This window comes from Heyndrickxia ginsengihumi, from assembly GCF_011008565.1.
Taxonomy (GTDB): domain Bacteria; phylum Bacillota; class Bacilli; order Bacillales; family Bacillaceae_C; genus Weizmannia; species Weizmannia ginsengihumi.
On the sequence record NZ_JAAIWK010000004.1, the window covers coordinates 58099 to 80349 of the forward strand.

The window sequence follows — 22251 nt, forward strand, 5'->3', positions numbered from 1 at the left end:
GGAGGCGAATGGCATGACGACAAAGATCGCTATCATAGATGATCATCAATTATTTCGAGAAGGCGTTAAGCGTATTTTAGAATTTGAAAAAACATTCGAAGTTGTGGCAGAGAGCGAAGATGGAGAACACGCATTAGAGATTATTGAACAGTATCATCCTGATGTTGTGTTAATGGATATTAATATGCCAAATCAAAATGGAGTGGATACGACAAGACAGCTTGTAGAGGCATATCCAGATACAAAAGTCATTATCTTATCTATTCACGATGATGAAAGCTATGTCACACATGCATTAAAATCGGGTGCAACTGGATATTTATTAAAAGAGATGGATTCAGATTCATTAATTGAGGCTGTGAAAGTTGTAAAGGAGGGTGGTTCTTATTTACATCCAAGAATCACTCATAATTTAGTAGAAGAATTTCGCAGACTATCAGATCGCCTATCATCAGGTGCGGCCTACCAAAAACAAGAACTAATCCGCCCCTTACACCTATTAACACCACGAGAATGTGAAGTATTGCAATTATTAGCAGATGGAAAAAGCAATCGTGTGATAGGTGAAACTTTATATATTAGTGAGAAAACGGTCAAAAACCATGTAAGTAATATATTACAAAAAATGAATGTGAACGACCGAACACAGGCTGTTGTCACCGCAATTAAAAACGGCTGGGTTGAAGTTCGTTAATAAAAAATGTCCCTTCATAAGGGGCATTTTTTATGTTAGATGGATAATCGTTCTCCGAGCCAATGGAATGTTTGCTTTTTAATTTCTTTCTTTATATTGTTTTTTGTATGATATAGGCTATTTTATTTCTGTTCTGTGGGATTTATCACATTATCGAAACATGTATTTAAAGGATACTCCTAATAGTCTTTATTCGAAATTCGTTTTGATAGCCGCTCTAAGCAAAAAACTCATTATAAGGATATTTAAATATTATTTTATGACTAGTAGTTAGAGCGGAAGTGCGAGACCCCTGCGGGAATAGCGGAAAGCGAGTATCCTGAAGCAGAAATCATTACTTACTGAAGGAAAAGGTTTTAAGACTTCTGTATAAGTTCAGTTTTCATACAAATTGAACAACACTAATTCATAGTAAATGTACTATTCCTCCCTTTTCAAATCATGTATTTTCAACTAAAATAAAAAAAACATTTCTTTCAGTTAGTGTGGTGTTCCCATACTATGAAAATAAAGGAATGCGATGAAAGGAAAGTGAATATGAAAACTGCAATTGTAACAGATAGTACTGCTTATATTCCGAAAGAAGTGCGAGATGACCTTCATATTCATATGATTCCATTAAATGTCATTATTAATGGAGAATCTTTTCAAGAAGAAGTCGATATCACTGCGGAAGAATACTATGCAAAAATGCGGACTCTGGACAAGCTCCCTACATCCTCACAGCCGGCTATTGGTAAATTTGTTGAACTGTTTGAGCATTTAGCAAAAGATTATGATGCCATCATCAGCATTCATTTATCAAAAAACATTAGTGGAACATATCAAGGAGCGATGACAGCTGGTGACATGGTTGACGGTGTTGACGTTTATGCCTTCAATTCAGGCTGGAGCTGTATGGCGCAAGGGTTCCACGCCATTGATGCCGCTAAAATGGCACTGGATGGAAAAACCCCAGAAGAAATCCTTGCACGTTTAGAAAAGTTAAAAGCATCGACGAAAGCTTACTTCATGGTAGATGACTTATCACATTTACAGCGCGGTGGCAGATTATCCAGTTCACAAGCAATGATCGGAAGTCTATTAAAAATCAAACCATTGTTAACATTTAAAGATGATGTCATTGTTCCTTTTGAAAAAATTCGCACGCAGAAAAAAGCATTGAACCGTATTTATGAACTACTTGGTGAAGATGTTGCAAAAGGACTCCCTTTAAGAGCATCCATTATACATGCCAACCGCGAACAGCAGGCACAAGATATTAAAACGGAATTAGAGGCAAGATACCCAAATGTAGATTTTTCTATTAGCTATTTTGGACCTGTAATTGCAACCCATTTAGGTGAAGGTGCAATCGGGATCGCTTGGATGCTAAAATAAATAAAAAGTCAGTGTGATCAGGATGTTTCGCACTGGCTTTATCATTATTCATGATAGGAGTGATAGAAAGTTGACTACTGCTTTTACCCTCTCACAAGAACTTCAGCGCCATTTAGCTGGACGTTCCCTCCTCTTATCGGAAATCCCCTTTCCACTTGAACTCATTGAATCCCATAAAAAACAAGGGCTGATTACTGAACAGCCAGGTATTATTCAATCAACATTCACCTTCATCTGTCAAAGATGCGGAAATCAACATCCTTCTTTATTTGCTTCTTTCCCTTGTGCCCATTGCGGCAAGACGAGCATCTATTGTCGAAAATGCATCATGATGGGGCGGGTGGCAACTTGTACCCCATTATTTAATTGGATAGGTCCAGAACCGGAAATCGTTGTATCGCAATCGCCGCTGCGATGGAATGGCGCTTTATCATCAGGGCAAGAAGTTGCTGCCCAAGAAGTTGTTGAAGCGATTCGTCATTCATCAGAGCATTTAGTTTGGGCTGTATGCGGTGCAGGAAAAACTGAGATTCTTTTTAGAGGAATCAATGAGGCACTCCAGTCAGGAAAACGGATTTGTATTGCAACACCAAGAACAGATGTCGTCTTGGAACTCGCTCCCCGTTTGCAGCAAGTTTTTCCCACTACGAAAGTGGCAGCATTATATGGCGGCAGTCCTGATCGTCACGTATATGCACCATTAACCATTACTACGACCCATCAATTATATCGATTTCAACATGCATTTGATGTCATGATTGTCGATGAAGTTGACGCCTTTCCATATACGTACGATCAAACATTACAATACGCTGTTCAAAAGGCAGCAAAGAAACAGTGCGCGCATATTTATTTAACGGCGACGCCAAATGAGGCTTGGCAACGTGAATGCCGTTCTGGAAAACGTTCTTTTACAACGATTCCTGCTCGTTTTCACCGGCAGCCTCTTCCTGTCCCAGATTTTCGCTGGATTGGAAACTGGCGCAAACAACTTGCAAAAGGAAATATTCCGCATCGACTAGAACGCTGGATAAAACAACATCTTATTGCTAAGAAACAAGCTTTACTTTTCCTTCCAAATATTCATCTTATGAACACGATCCTACCAATGATGCAAATTTTTCACCATGCCATTGAATCCGTCCATGCTGAAGATCCTGATCGTAAATCAAAAATAGAAAACATGCGGACAAAACAAATCCCCATTTTGCTGACGACGACAATACTAGAACGTGGTGTCACAATTTCCAATATAGATGTAGCCGTTATTGGTGCTGAAGATGATATTTTTACAGAAGCAGCACTTGTACAAATTGCCGGCCGTGTTGGCAGAAGCGCACAATTTCCGTCAGGTGAGATCACTTTTTTTCATTACGGACGTTCTAGAGCGATGGTTCAAGCAAAGCAACATATTATGAATATGAATAGAGAAGCAAGAAGGCGGGGGCTCCTCGATGAATGAATACTGCTTATATTGTCATGAACGATTGGATGTGCAGCTTTCATGGTTCACACTTATGTTTCCGCCAAAGACAAGCTGGCTTTGTCATGTTTGTAAGAGGAAACTGACACGAATAACAGGTACGACTTGCAGAATGTGCTGCCGGCCGCTGGAAAACATTGCGGCTGGTTTTGTACAAAATGATTTATGCTTAGACTGTGTGAAATGGGAAAGGGACTCAAACTTTGCCGATGTGCTCGTCCAAAATATTTCTTTATTTGCATATGATGATGGGATGAAAGAGATGTTAGCACGGTTTAAATTTCGCGGCGATTATATTTTAGCAAAACTGTTTTCAGACGATATCAAACAAGCTTTACAAACATTACAATTTGACATGCTCGTTCCAATTCCGTTAAGTAAGGAGCGTCTTGCTGAACGCGGTTTTAATCAAGCGAAAGCACTGGCAGTTGAAGCCGGGTTCGAAACGTCAGACTGCCTTAAACGTATTCATACGGAGAAGCAATCAAAGAAAACAAGGGCAGAACGCTTTCAGTTAGAAAATATTTTTTATGTAAATGACCATTATGATATTAATGGGAAAACTATTTTATTAGTGGATGATATTTATACGACAGGTTCAACCGTCCGCCATGCTGCCTACGTATTAAGAAAACATGGCGCAAAAAAAGTCTGTGCATTTACATTGGCAAGGGGTTAAGAAAAAAGAAAATTTGCCGATATAATGATATAGAAACAATTAAGGGAGGATTAACGGATGGGTGAATTGGCAAACTGTCCGACATGCGGTAGATTATATACGAAAAATCCCGTACGAGACGTATGTGAAAATTGTTATAGAGAAGAGGAAAAAGCATATGATCGTGTTTATGCTTTTTTAAGAAAACGCGAAAATCGTGCCGCAACAGTTGAAACGATTGTAGAAAAAAATGATGTTACAGAAGAACTTGTATATAAATGGGTGAGAAAAGGACGGTTATTAGTAGCGCATTTTCCAAATCTCGGGTATCCGTGTGAACATTGTGGAACGTTAATTCAAAAGGGAAAACTATGTAACAGCTGTGCGAGTCGATTAAAAAATGATTTAGAACGTTTTGAGAATGAACAGCATAGACAAGAAGAGCTTTTGAGAAAAAGAACGTATTATTATAAAAAATGAGCGTTAAACATTTCGGAAAAAAACCGATATAATAGTTAGAGATAGTTTTTATGGTCGGACATGACGAAACGGAGGGATAGACGAATGAAGATTAATCCTATGAATATGTCGGGAATTCAAGCTTATCAAAGGACGCAAAATCAAAAGCAAGCCCAAACAAAAGCGGCTGATGCAAAAACAGATAAAGTGGAAATTTCTTATCAAGCGAAAGAAATGCAGGAAACATCACAAATTGATAAAGAGCGTGCAGATAAAGTAGCAGCATTGAGGCAGCAAGTCCAAAGCGGCAATTATAAAGCAGATCCTGAAAAGATTGCCCAAGGCTTATACAACTACTATGTTAAAAAATAATGAACAGTAAGGGGGTTCCTTCATGTCTATGCAACAACTGATCGTCTGCCTAGAAAAACTGCAAAAACTTCATGAAAGTTTACTCCAATTGGCTCGTGAAAAAACGGAGATGATAAAAACGAATGACATGGAGGGACTGCAAAAAATTACCAGCAATGAGCAGAAACATATTCGGGCCATTTCTACGCTGGAATTACAAAGAGATCAATTGGCACATGAGCTTGTTGACGGTCAAGAAGATGTGACGGTTTCGGCCTGCATCGAAGCCGCTGCCGGGGAAGAACGTTCAAAGCTGGAACAATTACGTGATATGCTGCTGCAAACGGTGGACAAGCTGAAGGAACAGAATGAGTTGAATCAGCTGATGATTTACCAGTCATTACAATTCATCAACCTTACACTTGATGCGATTTATCCGCAAAAACAGCCAACGACGTATGCGCCACCTGAAAAGTGCCAATTACAGACAAGTATTTCAAGATTTGATTCGAAAGCATAAATAAATGGTAAAACGGAGGATATGATATGAGCTCGACTTTTTCTGGCCTAGAAATTGCCAAGCGTGCAATGGCTGCTCAGCAGAGCGCTTTGTACACAGTCGGAAATAACGTTGCTAACGCAAATACAGAAGGCTATACAAGACAACGTGTGAATTTAACACCAACAGATGAGTACCCAACAGTCGCGAGAAACCGTCCACAAATGGCAGGACAAATTGGAACTGGTGTAGAAGCAGGATCTGTGCAACGTGTCCGTGAAAAATTTCTCGATGTTCAATATCGCGATAATAATAATACACTTGGCTATTGGAATGCACGTTCAGATTCATTAAGCCAATTGGAAGACGTCATGAATGATACGTCTGATAGCGGGTTGTCTAATACACTTGAAGATTTTTGGGAATCGATTCAAGATTTGAGTACTAATCCGGAAGACGTTTCAGCACGTTCTGTTGTGATTGAACGCGGGGAAACAGTAGCTGATACTTTTCATTATTTGAGTCAATCACTTTCAACGATAAAATCAAATTTAGGAAGTGAAATCAGTGTTTCGGTGAACGATATTAACTCCATTTTAAAAAGAATTGGAGATTTGAATAAACAAATTAGCCAGCAAGAAGTTAATGGCTATTTGCCAAATGATTTATATGATCAGCGTGATAATTTAGTCGATCAATTATCTAGTTATCTTAATATTAAAGTAAGTACCCAATCAAGCGGCGGCCAATCACCTGCGATGGCAGATGGCATATACAATATCACACTTGAAAATGGAGATGGACAAGAAATCTCACTTGTGCAAGGAAGTTCGTATTCAACACTTCAAGTCCAAAATGGAGTTGATAGTGACGGCGATGGTGTGCTTGACGCACCGCCAGCAGATGGAGAAATGACGGGGATTGTCGTTGGCGATACAACCCTTTCATTTGCGGATGCAAACGGCAATGTAACTTTTGCACAAGGTAAGCTTCGCGGCTCAATCGAAAGCTACGGCTACCAATATACAAACAGTGCAGGTAATACAGTAGCAACAGGTATTTACCCGGATGCGCTTGATCAATTAGACCAATTAGCATATACATTTGGTACGGTATTTAATGCAGTCCATGAAAAAGGAACAGACCTAGATGGAAATACTGGAAATGATTTTTTTACATTTGATGGTTTAACTGATTATCATGGTGCTGCAAATGCGCTAAAGGTTGATCCAAACATGACCTATAGTAAGGTTGCAGCTTCTACCAATGGCGACAGCGGTGATGGAACAAACGCGATCAATCTTGGCAATATTGAAGACTTTGAATTATCTTCTAGTTCTATCAGCTTGCAAGGTTTTACTGACCAGCTTGATTTATCATCACTAAATTTACCGATTTCAACTGGTACAATTGCAAGCAACTACGAAGGAATGATCGGTAAAATTGGTGTTGATGCCCAAGAGGCGAATAACTTACAAAGCAATTCCGAAAACTTATTGAATTCCGTTGATTCCAACCGTCAATCTGTCAGTGCGGTGTCTCTAGATGAAGAATTAACGAATATGATTAAATACCAACAGGCGTATAACGCTGCGGCCCGAAGCATCACCGTTTGCGATGAAATGCTCGATAAAATAATTAATAGCATGGGAACTGTAGGAAGATAGGTAGGTGAAAGAATATGCGTGTAACACAATCAATGTTAGCAAGTAACTTTTTAAATAACTTATCGAAAAACTATCAGAAGATGGCGACTTATCAAGAACAATTATCATCAGGGAAAAAAATCAACAAGCTTTCCGATGATCCCCTTTCTGCGATGAAAGGTATTGAATATCGAAGAACAGTGTCACAAGTACAGCAATTTGAAAGCAATTTTTCCGAAGCGAATACTTGGACACAAACGACAAATGATGCATTATCAGAAGCAAACAGTGTTATGCAGCAGATCCGTGATCTAACTGTTCAAGCTTCTTCCACAGGAACTGTAACAGATTCTGATCGGACAGCTATAGCTGATGAAGTTGAACAGCTTCGTGATCAATTGGTTACGATTGCTAACACGAAAGTTGGAGATAAATATATTTTTAACGGTACAGATACGGTCGATAAACCAATTGATGTTGATATTAATACAGTTGGAACGACGGCAACATTGAATATTAATAATCAACCGGTGCAAATTGAATTATCAAAGGGCATCTATTTACAAGTAAATGCGGATGGTTCAAAGGCGTTCTCTAATGATCTTTTTTCTGATTTGAATTCTTTGCTAAGTGATTTAAAATCGGATCAGCCGTCACAACCGCTTGATTCATATTTATCAAAAATTGATGACCATATAAATGCAATTTTAAGCGAGTTATCTCTCACAGGAGCACGCAGTAACCGTATTGAATTGATGCAAGACCGTGTTACCCAGCAAGAAACGACTTCAACAGAATTGATGTCCAATAATGAAGATGCTGATATAACCGAGATTTATACGGATTACTCAGTTCAACAAAGTGTGTATGAAGCGGCATTAAAAATTGGTGCTCAAGTGATGCAGCCAACATTATTAGATTTTCTAAAATAAATGTTAGACACCCTTGCCAATAATAGGTGATGAGGTGTCTTCTTTTTTACCATATAAGGAGTGTGACCAATGAACATTCAAACAAAATATCACGGCGAAATTAAAGTCAATGAACAGGAGATTTGGCATTTTGAGAAAGGTTTGCCAGGTTTTCCGGATGAAAAACAATTTGTGTTATTGCCATTACCCGATAATGATGTCTTTATGATTTTGCAGGCAGTGCAAACGCCATATATTGCTTTTGTAATTACAAATCCATTTCTAACGTTTAAAGACTACGAATTTAAGATTGATGACAGTACGCTTGAACAGCTACAATTAGAAAGTGAAAAAGATGTTGCTGTTTATTCGATCTTAACGGTAAAGGATCCGTTTGTGAACACAACTATCAATTTGCAGGCGCCGCTTATTTTTAACGTGAAAAATCATCAAGCGAAACAAATGATTTTAAATGATTCTCCATATCACACAAAACATTTGTTATTTCAACATGCACAAGAACCGGTAAAGGAGTGATTCGATGCTAATCTTGACGAGGAAAAAGGGTGAATCGATCCAAATTGGAGATGACATCGAAATCACGATTTCAGCAATCCAAGGTGAACAAGTAAAGATTGGCATCAATGCACCTAAATATATCGAAATTCACCGTAAAGAAGTTTATCTGGATATACAAAATGAAAATACTGAAGCCGCAAAAGGAATTCAGGATCTTCTCGATTTAATTAAAAAAGGGTAGACACGATAATGTTGTCTGATCCTTTAATATTTTTATAAAAAATTTTTTCAATATCTATTAAACAATTACTAAATTTGTCGATATAAGTAGTAAGCGGGGGAACAGGGCGGCCGACTTATTCCCCTGGAACATTAAACAGTTCACAAGGATGTGAACTTCAACATTCAAGGAGGAAACATACATGATTATCAATCATAATATTGCAGCGTTAAACACATTAAACAAATTAAATGCTGCTTCAAATGCACAAAGTAAGGCAATGGAAAAATTATCTTCAGGTCAACGTATTAACTCTGCAGCTGACGATGCAGCAGGTCTTGCAATTTCTGAAAAAATGCGTTCACAAATCCGTGGTTTGGATCAAGCATCAAGTAACGCACAAGATGCAAGTTCATTAGCTCAAACAGCTGAAGGTGCATTAAACGAAACAACTGATATTCTACAACGTATGCGTGAATTAGCAGTTCAAGGTGCTAACGATACGAATACTGACGAAGACCGTCAGCAAATCCAAACAGAACTTGATCAATTAACATCTGAAATCGACCGTATTTCAACAACAACACAATTTAACACACAAAATCTTTTAGATGGAAGCTTTAAAGGAACATTCCAAGTTGGTGCAAATGCAGGTCAAATTATTACCTTCTCTATCGGAACAATGAATTCAGCTGCTCTGTTTTCATCAGCAAGCATCAGCGTAGGATCGAATGCTAATGCAAGTGCGTCAATTTCCTATATTGATGGTGCAATTAAGAAAGTTTCAACACAACGTGCTAAATTAGGTGCTTTGGAAAATCGTCTAGATCACACAGTAAACAATTTAACTACTTCTTCAGAAAACTTAACATCTGCTGAATCACGTATAAGAGATGTTGATATGGCTCAAGAAATGTCTGAAGAAACTAAGGACTCTATCCTTTCACAGGCTGCACAAGCAATGCTTAGCCAAGCAAATCAACAGCCACAACAAGTGTTACAATTGTTGCGATAATATAGTATACGTCTCCTTCTTTTTAGAAGGAGATTCAATAAAATACCGTGGTGTTTTAAATATCACGGTATTTTATTGAATCAAAAACGTATTTAATGAGGGATATTATGAAACCATTTGTTTCTTTATGCATGATAGTAAAAAATGAAGAAAAAGTATTAGGCCGTTGCTTAGAGTCTGTTAAGGAGAATGTTGATGAAATTGTAATAGTTGATACTGGTTCAACAGATTCAACAAAAGAAATTGCTTCAAATTATACTGATAAAATATATGATTTTAAATGGACGGATAGTTTTGCAGATGCAAGAAACTTTGCACAATCAAAGGCAACTGGAGAATGGATTCTTGTATTGGATGCAGATGAATATTGTGATTCAGAAAACCTTAAAACTGCGATTCATGAGCTTAAAACAAAGGATAAAGATATTGACGCATATGAAGTGAAAATTTATAATTTTACCGGATATTCTGGGGAATCTATTGTTCAAAATGTTAGTATTCGATTATATAGAAATGATGAGACGATTGGATATTATAGAGCAATACATGAGCAAGTTTCGAAAAAAGAAGGTGAGTTAAAGACAGATGTTTCATCTTTGGTTCTTTATCACTCAGGTTATCTAGTTGGAGTAATTAAGAGTAAGCAGAAAAATGAAAGAAACTCTAAATTAATCGATAAAGAAATTAAGACATCTGGAAATAGTGCATTTGACTATTTTAATTTAGGAAATGAATATCGTTCTGTAGGAAACGTGGAGAAAGCATTGGAGTCATATATCAATGCTTATAAGAATAAACCAGATATTCGATATAGTTGGGTAGCCTTTGCGATTGTTCAAATTATTAATTGCTTATGTGATCTACATAGGTATTTAGATGCGCTTCATGTTATTGGCGATGCAGAATTACTTTATCCGACTTCACCAGATTTTAAATTTTTTAGAGCTAAAGTATATTTTGATCAACATCGTTTCGACGACGCAGCAGTTGTGTTAGAGGAAGTAATCGAAAATAAAGATAAATATCAATACTGTATTACTAGTGTTGATTTTTTAGAGTATCGACCACATCAGATGCTTGGATTGATATATAAACACAAAAATGATAATGATAAGGCAGTTTATCACTTTGCAAAGGCACTAAGTAAAAATAAATTTTGTAATGTTTCTCTTTTCAATTTAATTGAGATATTAACAAATAACTGTAGTTTGGCTGAGGTAGAATCTTTCATTCAAAATAATGAGTTTATAACAAATGAAAATGAATTATGTAAGTTTATTAAACTTTTTATATCTTTATCACAATTTGATCTAGCTAATCAATATATTCAAAAATTGAAAAATGATGGACTAATTCACCATGGATTTGCTATGAAATTACAGCTTGTGCAAGGAAATTATTCAATGATGGATGAATTTTTCAAAACAGATACGATCAATAATTTGAACTTGTTAATCAATAAAGGATGTTTAGATTTTTATGATCTTGTTTTATATAGTTTAACAACCAATGATTCTGATAGAATAGCTAGCTTATTAATAAGTTTGATAAATGATGAGGAGAAAAAGCAGTTATTAAACTTTTTATTTAATAGTCAAAAACCGAGTAAAATTATTAAAAATGATCTGCTAGAGCTTGTTGAAAGAACTTTGCAAGTTAAAAATATAAAATGGTTTACAGTACTTGCTCAAAAAATAGATGCATTTCCTGCAATTTATCAACCTGTGGGGCATTTATTGTACCAATATAATTTTAAAAACGAGGCTGTTCAAATATATAGTAAGATTAAGAATACCTACTATGAAGAACAAACATTTGTGAATTTAATTGAGTACCATAGTAGCAATGGCAATTTCTTAGTTGCCAAGGATCTTATTACAGAATCAATAGAGATTGGATATACTGATTTTAGAATTTTTGAATATGCACTGAAATTGGACGGTTACTTTGCAAAAACTGATGGTTGGAATATTAATGAAATTGTTAACAATGCTTTTTCACACTATCCAGGTAGTCAAAGTTTAGGATTATTATATAATTTAGTTCAACAGCAATCACAAGGTAACAAAGGTAATTCTAATCAATTGACGGTCGGCTTTTTCTTGGAAACTACTTTTCATTATTATGTATATGAATCAATTATTAATGAATTATTAAATAAAGGTGTTAATTGTCACCTTGTAATTAATGACTATTTTCAAGAACAATCTGAAACAAGCTATATGTATGATGATTTAATGTCCTTTATTCAAAGCTTAGATAGAAATGATATTGAAGCTTTTGCTGTTTCTATGGTAAAAGAAAGTCAATTTAAATATGATTGCATGGTAAGCTGTTATTATTCCGTACATTTGAATGAGATAGCAAATAAACATGTTAGAGTTATGTACGGATTAGCTAAAGATAATTGGAATTTTTCTTGGTGGAATGTTTTCTATGACAAAATTCTATGTTACGGAAATTATGATTACAGAAAATTAAATATCGATGATAATAGTGTAATTATTGGTAATCCAAAATTCGATAAATGGTTTAGAAAAGAATTTGATATTGAGAGAACTAAAGAAAAATTACTAATCGATGAAAATAAGAAAACTATTTTATATGCACCAACTTATGGTCATTTAAGTTCAATTGATGATTGGATTGACGATGTTAAGGCTTTAAATGATGACTATAATATCATTATAAAAATGCATCATGGTACAGCATATAGAGAGAGTGAAACATATCGTCGCGAAATGATAATGAGTAGTTTTAAAAATATAACTAGTGACCCTAGTGATCTACTTTCTCTTTTTGCAATATCCGACTTTGTTATTACAGATAATAGTGGAATTATATTTGATGCCATCTTAGCAGAAAAAAATATATTGTTATTAAATACAAATTACAATACGTCTCATAAAGATATGGGTAATGAGATAAAAATTAGAGAGACAATCATAAATTTAGATAAAGGTTATGATCTTAGAAGATATCTAGAAAATGAAAGTATTTTTAAACGTCAAAAAGATAAATTATCTAGCATAGTTTCAAATATGTATCATTTTAGAGATGGTAATTCTGGAAGTAGAGCTGCAGATGAAATTATTCGCCTTTTGAATCAGGAACAGTCAGCAACTGAAGAAAATAAATTTTTATATAGTCTTAGAAGGAGAGTTTTTGGAATCTAGATTATATATAAGCTTTTTCTTAAAAGAATCTAAAATTTCATAGTCATTGAACTTATTTTAAAGAACAACATAACTCAAGGGAACCTTCTGGTGTTTATAATAAATGTAAGATATTCAGAAGGTTCATATTGCCGCAAAATGAGTGACGAAAAATAATCGCTTAAAGGAATGTTTAATCTTGGTGAAAGGAAACGTAAAAGTAAGTGTTATAGTTCCAATGTATAATGTAATGTAACTAAAGATCAAAATGATTTATTTGCACTTTTTAAACTTTCTGACTTTGTAATTACTGATAATATCAGTATGATTTTTGAGGCAATGTTGGCAAAGAAAAATATATTATTGCTAAATCCAGAAAGAAGCTTTCCAATTAATGATAATTCTGGAGAAAAACTTATTAGAGATAATATTATTAATTTAAGTAAGGGATCAGATATTCGTAATTATTTAAATAATATTGAACTATTTAATAAGCAAAATGAGCGGGTTGAAAACATAATTAATAAAGTATATCAACTTACAGATGGATTTTCAGGAAAAAGGGCGGCAATTGAAATTCTGAAATTGATGGATGAAGAAGCACGACAAAATCAAGAAAATTATTTATTACGAAGTATTAGGCAACAAGTATTTGGTATTTAATGATTTCATCTTTTTTTCATCCTTTAGAATTAAGTATTTTAATATATGCTTATCTGGGAGGACTTTCTAATGTATTTATGAAAGTCCTTTTCTTTTGTGAATATTTACGGAGATATACTAGTTGAGTTAATGAATTTAAATGAAAGAAAATATGACTAACCTTACTAGTTCACTATTGTTTTATAGTTAATATAAAACAAGTTTTTTATAAACTCTAGCAAATTTTTCATAATAAATTAATTGACAAACAAAGACATAACTAACAGACGATAAAAAAGCACATTTTCTATTTAGATAGAAAATGAAAAAATAGTTAAAGGGAAGCCCTTAATACGGGAGGTAAGAAATGAAAATTACAAAAAAAGAAACAGTCTCAGCAGTCATAATGATAGACAAAATACACAATGTATTATCGGATAATGCAATGAAAGATGCTGAGTTCGTTAAACTTGTACCTGTTGTTGCAAAAATATGTATCAAATTGCATCCCTTGTATCACAATGATGTGCATTTTATGGCTCTTTTTAACTATGTAATCCAGTTGCTTGCTACTTTTAAAAGCGTTCCTATCGTTCCAATAAGTAAATCAATGGATAATAAAAGGCGTAAGCTCCTTTCTCTTCTTGAGCAATTCGAACTTTTGCAATTTAAGGATGTTCGATTTCATATTTATTTATATAACTGTACAATTGGGGATCTACCGATTAATGGTAAATATGTGCACTCTATTACGAGCTTACCTAGCAATACAAAAATACCGGTATCTATTCTTCAGTTTCAGGAAAGTAAGTCGGACTTTTCTGTATTAATTCATTCTGGTCAATTATCGAAAAATGATACAGCTTATGCAAATTTTTGTTTTCTACTAGAAGAAATTATGGACTCAATGAATGTCATAATTTCTGATTTGAAAAATCTTGATTATTACATGCGTGATAGACTTTACCTTGAAGCAAAATTAGAGAGTTTAAAAAAAAGATCAGATATTAGACTTTTGCTTGCAGGTTCCTCCTATACAATGTGTGGATTATTCGAAGAGCAAATGCCATTACCTGCACGAAATGTTGCAATAGATGCACAGGATCTATACTACACATTAAAAACAATTCGTACTGCGCTTACTTATAATCCGAATATTACGCACTGTATAATTTCATTTGCCTATTATTTTTGGGGATACGATTTATCTCTTTCAACTTCTATTTATCAATATAAACGTGTAACTGAAGTGAATTATCCTGTGTTTAAGGATAAACACAATTTTTCAGGAGACCCAATTGGAGAAACACAGACTTTTCTAACATCTATTACCCCTCTTAAAAAAAGTCTTTTTTCATTTGAAACATGGGCAGGTCAATATATTGATATTATCAAAAATAATTTGGCAGATTCACATTATTTTCCTTATCCGCGTGAGGACAGCGAAGTTCTTAAACATGATGATGTAACCAATCGTGAGAAGGCATTAGAAAGAGCTGAGAGCCATAATAAGTTTTTTAAATATACTTCTACTGTTAAAGAGAATCAAAAATTGTTTGCTGATTTCTTAAAGGAAATGAATAACTATGGAATAAAAATTCTTCTATATGTACCTCCTGTAACAGAATTTTATCGAAACAGCATTAATCCATGTTTAATTTCCGACTTCTACGCTTGTATGGAGCCACTTAAGGCAAACTATCATTTCAAATTGATAGACTTATTTAATTCAGATGCCTTTGAAAACACTGATTTTGCGGATTATGATCACCTAAATGATCTAGGTGCAAGGAAGCTTGCGGAAATTTTGGTTCATGAGTTGGAGTTTTAAAAGAAATTTGTGATACAGTGCCTGAATTTTTTATTACATCGCAATCCGCTCGTTATGATGGATAAGTGAGCACTGATTTATATGGATAGTTTCCTTCAAAATAAGTTTTTTTGAATAGCAGATAATTCTTTTTCTAAGTGTATTCTAATTTAGAGTAAATTGTTAAGAAGAACACGTCAAATTATCCAGCATTTTAAGGATTGAATATTAAAAAGGAGAGATTATTACTTTGTGGAATCTCTGCTCTACTGGTAGAATGAAAAAGACATCAGTTTTACACCGATGTCTTTCTTTTATTTACCAATAATATCCAGGTAATCCATACCCATACCCGTAAGGATAACCACCATATAAAGCAGGTCCAAGCAAGGCTGAAGTAGCAAGCCCACCAACCAGCCCTCCTAAGAACGGACCGCCAAATCCAAATCCGAATGGTCTGCCAAATCCGAATGGTCTGCCAAACCCGAATGGTCTGCCAAATCCGAATGGTCTACCGAATCCGAATGGTCTACCGAAGCCAAAAGGCCTTCCAAATCCAATTGGTTGTCTTTCATCTCCATAATATTCATTCACATCATAATAGGGCCCTTCTTGATAAACTTGATTCATATTGTCGTTGCCTCCTCAAAATTTATAAATAATTCTATAAAAGTGTATGCTTCGGCCTACAATTGGTATAGGTATATGCCTGTTTCATTAAAATTTTTCCGCTAAAGCTTTCGGAGAATCAACCGATACTAATAATAGAATATGAAAAAAGGGGAGTTCATAAATGATTGATCCGCTGCAGTGGCAATATTCTCCATCAACTGTGCCGGTTCAAGATCAAGCTTCTAATGTTAGTGCAACAGAACCGCTTCAATCACAAACGAACAGTAATGTAGATCAATATAAAGATAGCGATGAACATATTTCGGAAGAAAAAGTAAAAAGGGTCGTTGATGATTTAAATCAATCATTAGTAGGGGCAAATACCCATTTGAAATTCCAGTTTCATGAAAAACTGCAAAAATATTATGTAGCGATTATTGATGATCAAACAAATGAAGTGATTAAAGAAATTCCACCGAAAACATTGTTAGATACATATGCGGATATGATGGGTCATCTCGGATTATTAGTTAATACAAAGGCTTGAAAGGAAGGGATATAAAATGGTGCAAAGAATTGTAGGCTTGGCAAGTGGGATGGACATTGATTCCATGGTTAAATCAATGATGGATGCCGCCAAACAGCCGCTTATTAAACTGCAGCAAAAACAACAAATACTTGAATGGCAGCGCGACGACTACCGTACATTAAATCAAAAATTTTATGACTTTCGTTCATCTCTAACTCAAATGAAGTTAACAGCGCAGTATAGAGCAAGAACAACAACTTCATCTAATGAAAGTTTAGTAACTGCAACGGCAACAAATGTGGCCTCATTATCATCAACAACGATACAAAGTGTTACGCAATTAGCGACAACAGCAACAAGAGTCACAAATAATTCGGTAGCTAGTGACGCAACCAATCCAGGAATTGATGTCACAGATACGTTATTGAATCAAAGCTCAAACTTTGCAGCGAATATTAATTGGAGTAAAGGCGCGATTACATCGACTAATGTAACAGCAACAGGAACAAACTCACTTTCTTTAAATTTAGCAGGAACTCCACTTGCAGATGATAGTGGCAATGTCTCAATGAATGTCAAAGTAAATGGGAAAACATATAAAGTCGTTACAAGTGATGTTGTATCGGATCCTAGCCAACTTGATGATAACACAGTTCTTTTTACTCAATCATCAGATGGAACAACAGGGACATTACAATTTAAATCCGCGATATCAAGTGGGACAAGTGTAAGTGTTGAGTATGCATCAGAAACAGCGACACAAAATGTAACGCTTGCTTCAACTGATACAAAAACGATTCAGTTAAGCCGAAAGGGGCTCGCAACTGATACGACAGATACATTTAGCATGACAGTTGGTGATCATACGTATCAATTAGATGATTCGGGAAACTTATATGATACCGCTGATTCCTCAATCATTGTTGGAACAATTAATGGTGATAATGGGACCATTCAGTTAAATGATACGTTCTATACTGAAAATCCTGTATCTGATAGTACACCATTAAATGTTTCTGTTACTTATCAGCAAAAATATACTACGTTTAGCATGGGTGCTTACAATAGTGATGGTGAAGTAGATCATACTTTTTTTGTCCAAGCTAGTGATTCATTAAACGACGTAATTAATGATGTTAATAACTCAAACATAGGTGTCACGATGTTTTATGATGATGCTACCGGAAAAATGTCGCTAACACGAAAAGAGTCTGGAGATTTTAATAAATCTGGGGAAGAAATTATTATACCTGAGAAGACTGATAGTTCATCTTATAATTTCCTATCAGACACATTAGGGTTTGGCGATAGTACAGAATCAGGCGGAGAAAATGCAAAATTTACGATCAATGGATTAACAACTGAAAGAACGTCTAATTCATTTACAATTAACGGCGTTACTTATACGTTAAAAAATACATTTAATACAGAGAGCAATCCAAGTTCACCAGTGACAATCTCAGTGAACAATGATACTGATACAATCTTTAATAATATTAAAAACTTTGTCGATCAATATAATGACTTGATTAGTACTGTTCAATCTAAATTGAATGAAGAACGCTATACAGATTATCCGCCACTAACAGATGATCAGCGTTCACAAATGACGGATAATCAGCAAGATGAATGGGATGAAAAAGCGAAAAGCGGTTTGTTAAAAGGAGATTTAACCTTAACAAGTGCACTTTCAAATATGCGTTCATTAATTTATATGCCTGTTCAAAATGCTAATGTATCATCCGCTTACAATCAATTATCGAGTATTGGTATTACGACTTCTCCTGATTATACACAAGGTGGTAAGTTGGAAATTGATGAAGATAAATTGAGGGCAGCAATTGAAAATGATCCTGATTCAGTTGAAAACTTATTTCGTGGTACTGGAAGTAGTACTTCAGAAGAAGGGATTGTTCAAAGGTTATATGATAGTGTCAACAACACGTATAATACAATTGTTGATAAAGCCGGAACCTCAGCTTCAGTAAATAGTCAATTTTCAATTGGTAAAGATTTGGATCAGATTTCAAAACAAATAGATGATATGAATGATAAATTAGATGATCTTGAAAATAAATATTATGCGCAATTTGACGCAATGGAACAGGCAATTCAGCAATATAATAATCAGGCGACTTCTTTAGCGAGTTATTTTAGTTAAAAGGAGAGAAAAAGTAATGGCAACGAAAAATCCATATCAAGCGTATCAAAATAATTCTGTAACAACAGCGTCTCCAGGTGAATTAACACTGATGCTTTATAACGGCTGCTTAAAGTTTATTCATCTTGCTAAACAAGCGATTGAACAAAATAATATTGAAGAAAAACATAAAAACTTAATAAAAGCTCAAAATATCATTCGCGAATTGATGGTAACATTAGAACCGAAATTTGATGGGGCTGAAAATATGATGCGTCTTTATGATTTTATGTTGCAGGAGTTAATTGCGGCAAATTTAAAAAATGATATAAAAAAATTAAACGATGTTGAGGAATTAGTTACTGGCTTCCGTGATACATGGAAGGAAGTTATTCAATTAAACCGTAAGCAATCGTATGCTCAAGGCGGCAAAGCATAATGAATCATCTTGAAAACTACTTACAACTAACAGAGGAGCTATTGGCGCTTTTCGATCAAAAGATTGAAAGAGTAGAATTGATTTCACATGTTAAAGAGTTGCTTGCGAAGCGTGAAAGACATCTTGCACATATTCAACCGCCTTTTACTGATGATGATCAAATGGTTGGAAAGAAAATCGTAGATCTCGATCAAACATTAAAACCATTGTTACAACAGGTTAAAATTGAGATTCAGCAAGATATGAAAACAGTCGTGAAAAAACGGACGAATATGAAACAATACATTAATCCGTATACATCTTTACAGTTACATGACGGCAGATTTTACGATCGGCGCAGATAAAATAGAAAAAGGCTAGGACAAAACTCAAAAAATGGTTAGCTAAAGATGAACATTGCACAAATCATCTCCGAAAAGCGAAGTATATTTCCAGAGATGGGTTGGAGTGTAATGTTTGGAGGGGCTTTAGTTAATAAACCTTTGTCCCAGCTTTTTTTTGCTTTTCACAATTTCGTAAAAAAATTTCGCCAAAAAAGCAGGAATTTAGACAAGCTGTGTGTAATTATATAAGTGTAAGATTATTTGAATACTTACACAATTCGTTTAGGATTTTTAGATGAAAGGTTCCAAACGGCTTTGTAAGGAGATTTAGGAGGGGTCCACATGATGAACTACAACATTCGCGGTGAAAACATTGAGGTTACTCCAGCTCTACGAGATTACGTTGAAAAGAAAATTAGCAAACTTGACCGTTATTTTCTTGAAACGTTAAACACTGATGTTCATGTGAATTTGAAAGTCAACCAAGATAAAACAGCGAAAGTGGAAGTTACCATTCCTTTACCACAATTAGTGCTTCGTGCAGAAGAAGTACATGAAGATATGTATGCAGCCATTGATTTAATTGTCGATAAGCTTGAACGGCAAATCCGTAAACATAAAACAAAAGTAAATCGTAAAATGCGTGAAAAAGGAACAACAAAGGAATTCTTCAAACCAGTTGCTGTTAATCTTGAAGCTGAAGCTGAAACCGATAAGGATGATGCAGAGCTGCCAATTGTGCGGACCAAACATTTTAATTTAAAACCGATGGATAGTGAGGAAGCGGTTTTGCAAATGAACTTACTTGGCCATAACTTCTTCATTTATACAGATGCAGAAACCAACCATACCAATATTGTCTATAAACGTAAAGACGGAAAATATGGGCTTATTGAAACAAAATAAAGTTGAACAACACCCGCGATAACGAATTATATCGCGGGTGTTTTAATAAGGTGAGTGATCGCTGACCCCTTTAGGAGAGTGAAGAAAATGAAACCAGATTTTTTGTATCATCCTTATTCGTCAACAAGAAATACTGTATTTGCTAAAAATGGCATGGTGGCGACATCACAGCCACTGGCAGCACAGGCAGGGCTGGAAATGCTACAAAAAGGTGGAAATGCAATTGATGCGGCGATTGCGACGGCTGCCGCTTTAACGGTTGTGGAACCTACCTCAAACGGAATTGGTGGAGATGCATTTGCACTTGTTTGGACAAATGGAACATTACATGGCTTAAATGCAAGTGGTCCCGCTCCTCAATCGATCTCCATTGATTCGGTGAAAGCAATGGGCTATGAAAATATGCCGACTCATGGCGTGATTCCGATTACTGTTCCAGGTGCACCATCGGCATGGGCAGCGCTCTCGGAAAAATTTGGCGAACTTCCTTTTACAGAAGTATTAGCGCCTGCTATTCGCTATGCTGAAGAAGGCTATCCGTTAACTCCAACATTAGGGAAGTATTGGAAAATGGCATATCATCGCTTTACAGAAATGTTTCAAGAGGAAGTTTTCCAGCCGTGGTTTGATACATTTGCCCCCAATCATAAAGTTCCTGAAATAGGTGATGTATGGAAATCGCAAGGCCATGCGGATACGCTAAAGGAAATTGCTAAAACAAGAGCTGAAAGTTTTTATAGAGGTAATCTGGCAGCGAATATTAGTGATCATGTACAAAAATTTGGTGGCTTTTTATCAAAAGAGGATTTGGCCTCATACTATCCAGAATGGGTTGAGCCGATTTCAACGAATTACCGAGGTTACGATGTTTGGGAGATCCCTCCAAATGGGCAAGGATTAATTGCTTTGATGGCATTGAATATTGTAGGCGGCTTCCAATTCAGTGAAAAAGACTGCGTTGATACATATCATAAACAAATGGAAGCAATGAAGCTCGCTTTCACAGATGGAAAAGTATATATTACTGATGGCAACGAAATGGCGGCAGAAGTGAAAGATTTATTGTCAGAAGAGTATGCTCAAAAACGACGTGCTTTCATCCAAGATGAAGCGATCTTTCCGAAGCCTTCTGAGTTTACAAAAAGCGGAACAGTCTATTTAGCAGCCGCTGATCGCTACGGGAACATGGTATCTTATATTCAAAGTAACTACATGGGATTCGGTTCAGGAGTTGTCATACCTGGAACAGGCATTGCTTTACAAAACCGTGGTCATGATTTTTCTTTAGATCCTACTCATGCAAATGCCTTAAAGCCTGGGAAAAAAACTTATCACACAATTATTCCTGGATTTCTAACAAAAGATGGTCAGGCTGTAGGGCCTTTTGGAGTGATGGGCGGATATATGCAGCCGCAAGGTCATTTGCAAGTCATTATGAATACGATTGACTTTCATCTTCATCCACAGCAAGCTCTAGACGCTCCTCGGTGGCAGTGGATAGAAGGGAAAAAAATATTAGTTGAACCCTCATTTCCAAACCATTTGGTGCAAGCACTTATTCGCAAGGGTCATCAAATTGAAATTGCAAACGACAGCGGCCATTTTGGACGTGGGCAAATCATTTGGAGGAATCCTGATACAGGTGTTTTAATGGGAGGAACAGAATCGCGGACAGATGGAACAATCGCAGCATGGTAAAGGTGCCTGACCCCTTTAATGCTTCAAGGCATTAAAGGGGTCAGGCACCTGTTGTATATAGGGATTTTCAGTGTTAAAATGAAAAAAGGTGTATTTTTTAGCATGTAGCTTAAAAATACGAAATTTCTCTATAATATGGTAAAATAGAAATTTACAGAGGAA

At 35.6% G+C, this 22251-nt stretch carries 22 protein-coding genes; 21 read left to right on the plus strand and 1 reads right to left on the minus strand.

The features are described from left to right. Positions 1-13 precede the first annotated feature (13 nt). The 15 genes from G4D61_RS04145 to G4D61_RS04215 all read left to right on the plus strand — a co-directional run bounded on the left by G4D61_RS04145 (position 14) and on the right by G4D61_RS04215 (position 15463). Positions 14-694: a response regulator gene (locus G4D61_RS04145; RefSeq protein WP_035353293.1), complete on the plus strand. Its 681-nt coding sequence runs from the start codon at positions 14-16 to the stop codon at positions 692-694. Positions 695-1231: 537 nt separating this feature from the next. Continuing rightward, complete coding sequence (locus G4D61_RS04150; protein WP_035353365.1) at positions 1232-2074, plus strand: fatty acid kinase binding subunit FakB; 843 nt, start codon at positions 1232-1234, stop codon at positions 2072-2074. Between the two features lie 70 nt (positions 2075-2144). Continuing rightward, complete coding sequence (locus G4D61_RS04155) at positions 2145-3536, plus strand: ATP-dependent helicase ComFA (RefSeq protein WP_235929317.1); 1392 nt, start codon at positions 2145-2147, stop codon at positions 3534-3536. Continuing rightward, the gene (locus G4D61_RS04160; protein WP_163173290.1) at positions 3529-4236 is read left to right on the plus strand and encodes a ComF family protein; all 708 of its coding nucleotides are present in this window, start codon (positions 3529-3531) and stop codon (positions 4234-4236) included. The genes G4D61_RS04155 and G4D61_RS04160 overlap by 8 nt, the downstream gene beginning before the upstream one ends. A gap of 57 nt (positions 4237-4293) precedes the next feature. Continuing rightward, on the plus strand, positions 4294-4695 hold the full coding sequence (locus tag G4D61_RS04165) for a TIGR03826 family flagellar region protein (RefSeq protein WP_163173291.1): 402 nt from the start codon (positions 4294-4296) through the stop codon (positions 4693-4695). Positions 4696-4779: 84 nt separating this feature from the next. Then, complete coding sequence (gene flgM, locus G4D61_RS04170; RefSeq protein WP_163173293.1) at positions 4780-5046, plus strand: flagellar biosynthesis anti-sigma factor FlgM; 267 nt, start codon at positions 4780-4782, stop codon at positions 5044-5046. A gap of 22 nt (positions 5047-5068) precedes the next feature. Continuing rightward, the gene (locus G4D61_RS04175) at positions 5069-5545 is read left to right on the plus strand and encodes a flagellar protein FlgN (protein ID WP_163173295.1); all 477 of its coding nucleotides are present in this window, start codon (positions 5069-5071) and stop codon (positions 5543-5545) included. Positions 5546-5571: 26 nt separating this feature from the next. After that, on the plus strand, positions 5572-7191 hold the full coding sequence (gene flgK, locus G4D61_RS04180) for a flagellar hook-associated protein FlgK (RefSeq protein ID WP_163173297.1): 1620 nt from the start codon (positions 5572-5574) through the stop codon (positions 7189-7191). Between the two features lie 14 nt (positions 7192-7205). Beyond that, positions 7206-8102, plus strand: a complete 897-nt coding sequence (flgL, locus tag G4D61_RS04185; protein WP_163173299.1) for a flagellar hook-associated protein FlgL — start codon at positions 7206-7208, stop codon at positions 8100-8102. Positions 8103-8171: 69 nt separating this feature from the next. Beyond that, positions 8172-8618, plus strand: coding sequence for a flagellar assembly protein FliW (fliW, locus tag G4D61_RS04190; RefSeq protein WP_163173301.1), 447 nt, complete (start codon positions 8172-8174; stop codon positions 8616-8618). Positions 8619-8622: 4 nt separating this feature from the next. Beyond that, on the plus strand, positions 8623-8841 hold the full coding sequence (gene csrA / locus G4D61_RS04195; protein WP_025727192.1) for a carbon storage regulator CsrA: 219 nt from the start codon (positions 8623-8625) through the stop codon (positions 8839-8841). A 181-nt stretch (positions 8842-9022) separates the two neighbouring features. Beyond that, on the plus strand, positions 9023-9835 hold the full coding sequence (locus G4D61_RS04200) for a flagellin N-terminal helical domain-containing protein (RefSeq protein ID WP_035353312.1): 813 nt from the start codon (positions 9023-9025) through the stop codon (positions 9833-9835). A 107-nt stretch (positions 9836-9942) separates the two neighbouring features. After that, a complete protein-coding gene (locus G4D61_RS04205; RefSeq protein WP_163173303.1) occupies positions 9943-13011 on the plus strand; it encodes a glycosyltransferase in 3069 nt (1022 codons plus the stop codon). Between the two features lie 321 nt (positions 13012-13332). Next, the gene (locus G4D61_RS04210) at positions 13333-13653 is read left to right on the plus strand and encodes a hypothetical protein (RefSeq protein WP_163173305.1); all 321 of its coding nucleotides are present in this window, start codon (positions 13333-13335) and stop codon (positions 13651-13653) included. Positions 13654-13999: 346 nt separating this feature from the next. Beyond that, on the plus strand, positions 14000-15463 hold the full coding sequence (locus tag G4D61_RS04215) for a hypothetical protein (protein WP_163173307.1): 1464 nt from the start codon (positions 14000-14002) through the stop codon (positions 15461-15463). Between the two features lie 297 nt (positions 15464-15760). Here G4D61_RS04215 and ymaG read toward each other — a convergent pair whose 3' ends face one another. Beyond that, on the minus strand, positions 15761-16072 hold the full coding sequence (ymaG, locus tag G4D61_RS04220) for an inner spore coat protein YmaG (protein WP_025727187.1): 312 nt from the start codon (positions 16070-16072) through the stop codon (positions 15761-15763). A gap of 163 nt (positions 16073-16235) precedes the next feature. Between ymaG and flaG the strand changes: the two genes are divergently transcribed. The 6 genes from flaG (at position 16236) to ggt (ending at position 22089) form a co-directional block, all read left to right on the plus strand. Beyond that, a complete protein-coding gene (gene flaG / locus G4D61_RS04225) occupies positions 16236-16601 on the plus strand; it encodes a flagellar protein FlaG (RefSeq protein ID WP_163173309.1) in 366 nt (121 codons plus the stop codon). A 16-nt stretch (positions 16602-16617) separates the two neighbouring features. Next, positions 16618-18744, plus strand: a complete 2127-nt coding sequence (gene fliD, locus G4D61_RS04230) for a flagellar filament capping protein FliD (protein ID WP_163173311.1) — start codon at positions 16618-16620, stop codon at positions 18742-18744. 16 nt (positions 18745-18760) lie between these two features. Continuing rightward, positions 18761-19162 (plus strand): flagellar export chaperone FliS, encoded by a 402-nt coding sequence (fliS, locus tag G4D61_RS04235; RefSeq protein WP_025727184.1) that lies wholly within the window; start codon positions 18761-18763, stop codon positions 19160-19162. Next, positions 19162-19506, plus strand: a complete 345-nt coding sequence (fliT, locus tag G4D61_RS04240) for a flagellar protein FliT (protein ID WP_035353035.1) — start codon at positions 19162-19164, stop codon at positions 19504-19506. Before fliS ends, fliT begins: the two co-directional genes overlap by 1 nt. Before the next feature lie 321 nt (positions 19507-19827). Then, positions 19828-20391, plus strand: coding sequence for a ribosome hibernation-promoting factor, HPF/YfiA family (gene hpf, locus G4D61_RS04245; RefSeq protein WP_025727182.1), 564 nt, complete (start codon positions 19828-19830; stop codon positions 20389-20391). An 87-nt stretch (positions 20392-20478) separates the two neighbouring features. Beyond that, positions 20479-22089 carry a gamma-glutamyltransferase gene (gene ggt / locus G4D61_RS04250; protein ID WP_025727175.1) on the plus strand — a complete coding sequence of 537 codons (1611 nt, stop codon included), beginning with the start codon at positions 20479-20481 and terminating at the stop codon, positions 22087-22089. Positions 22090-22251: the final 162 nt, after the last annotated feature.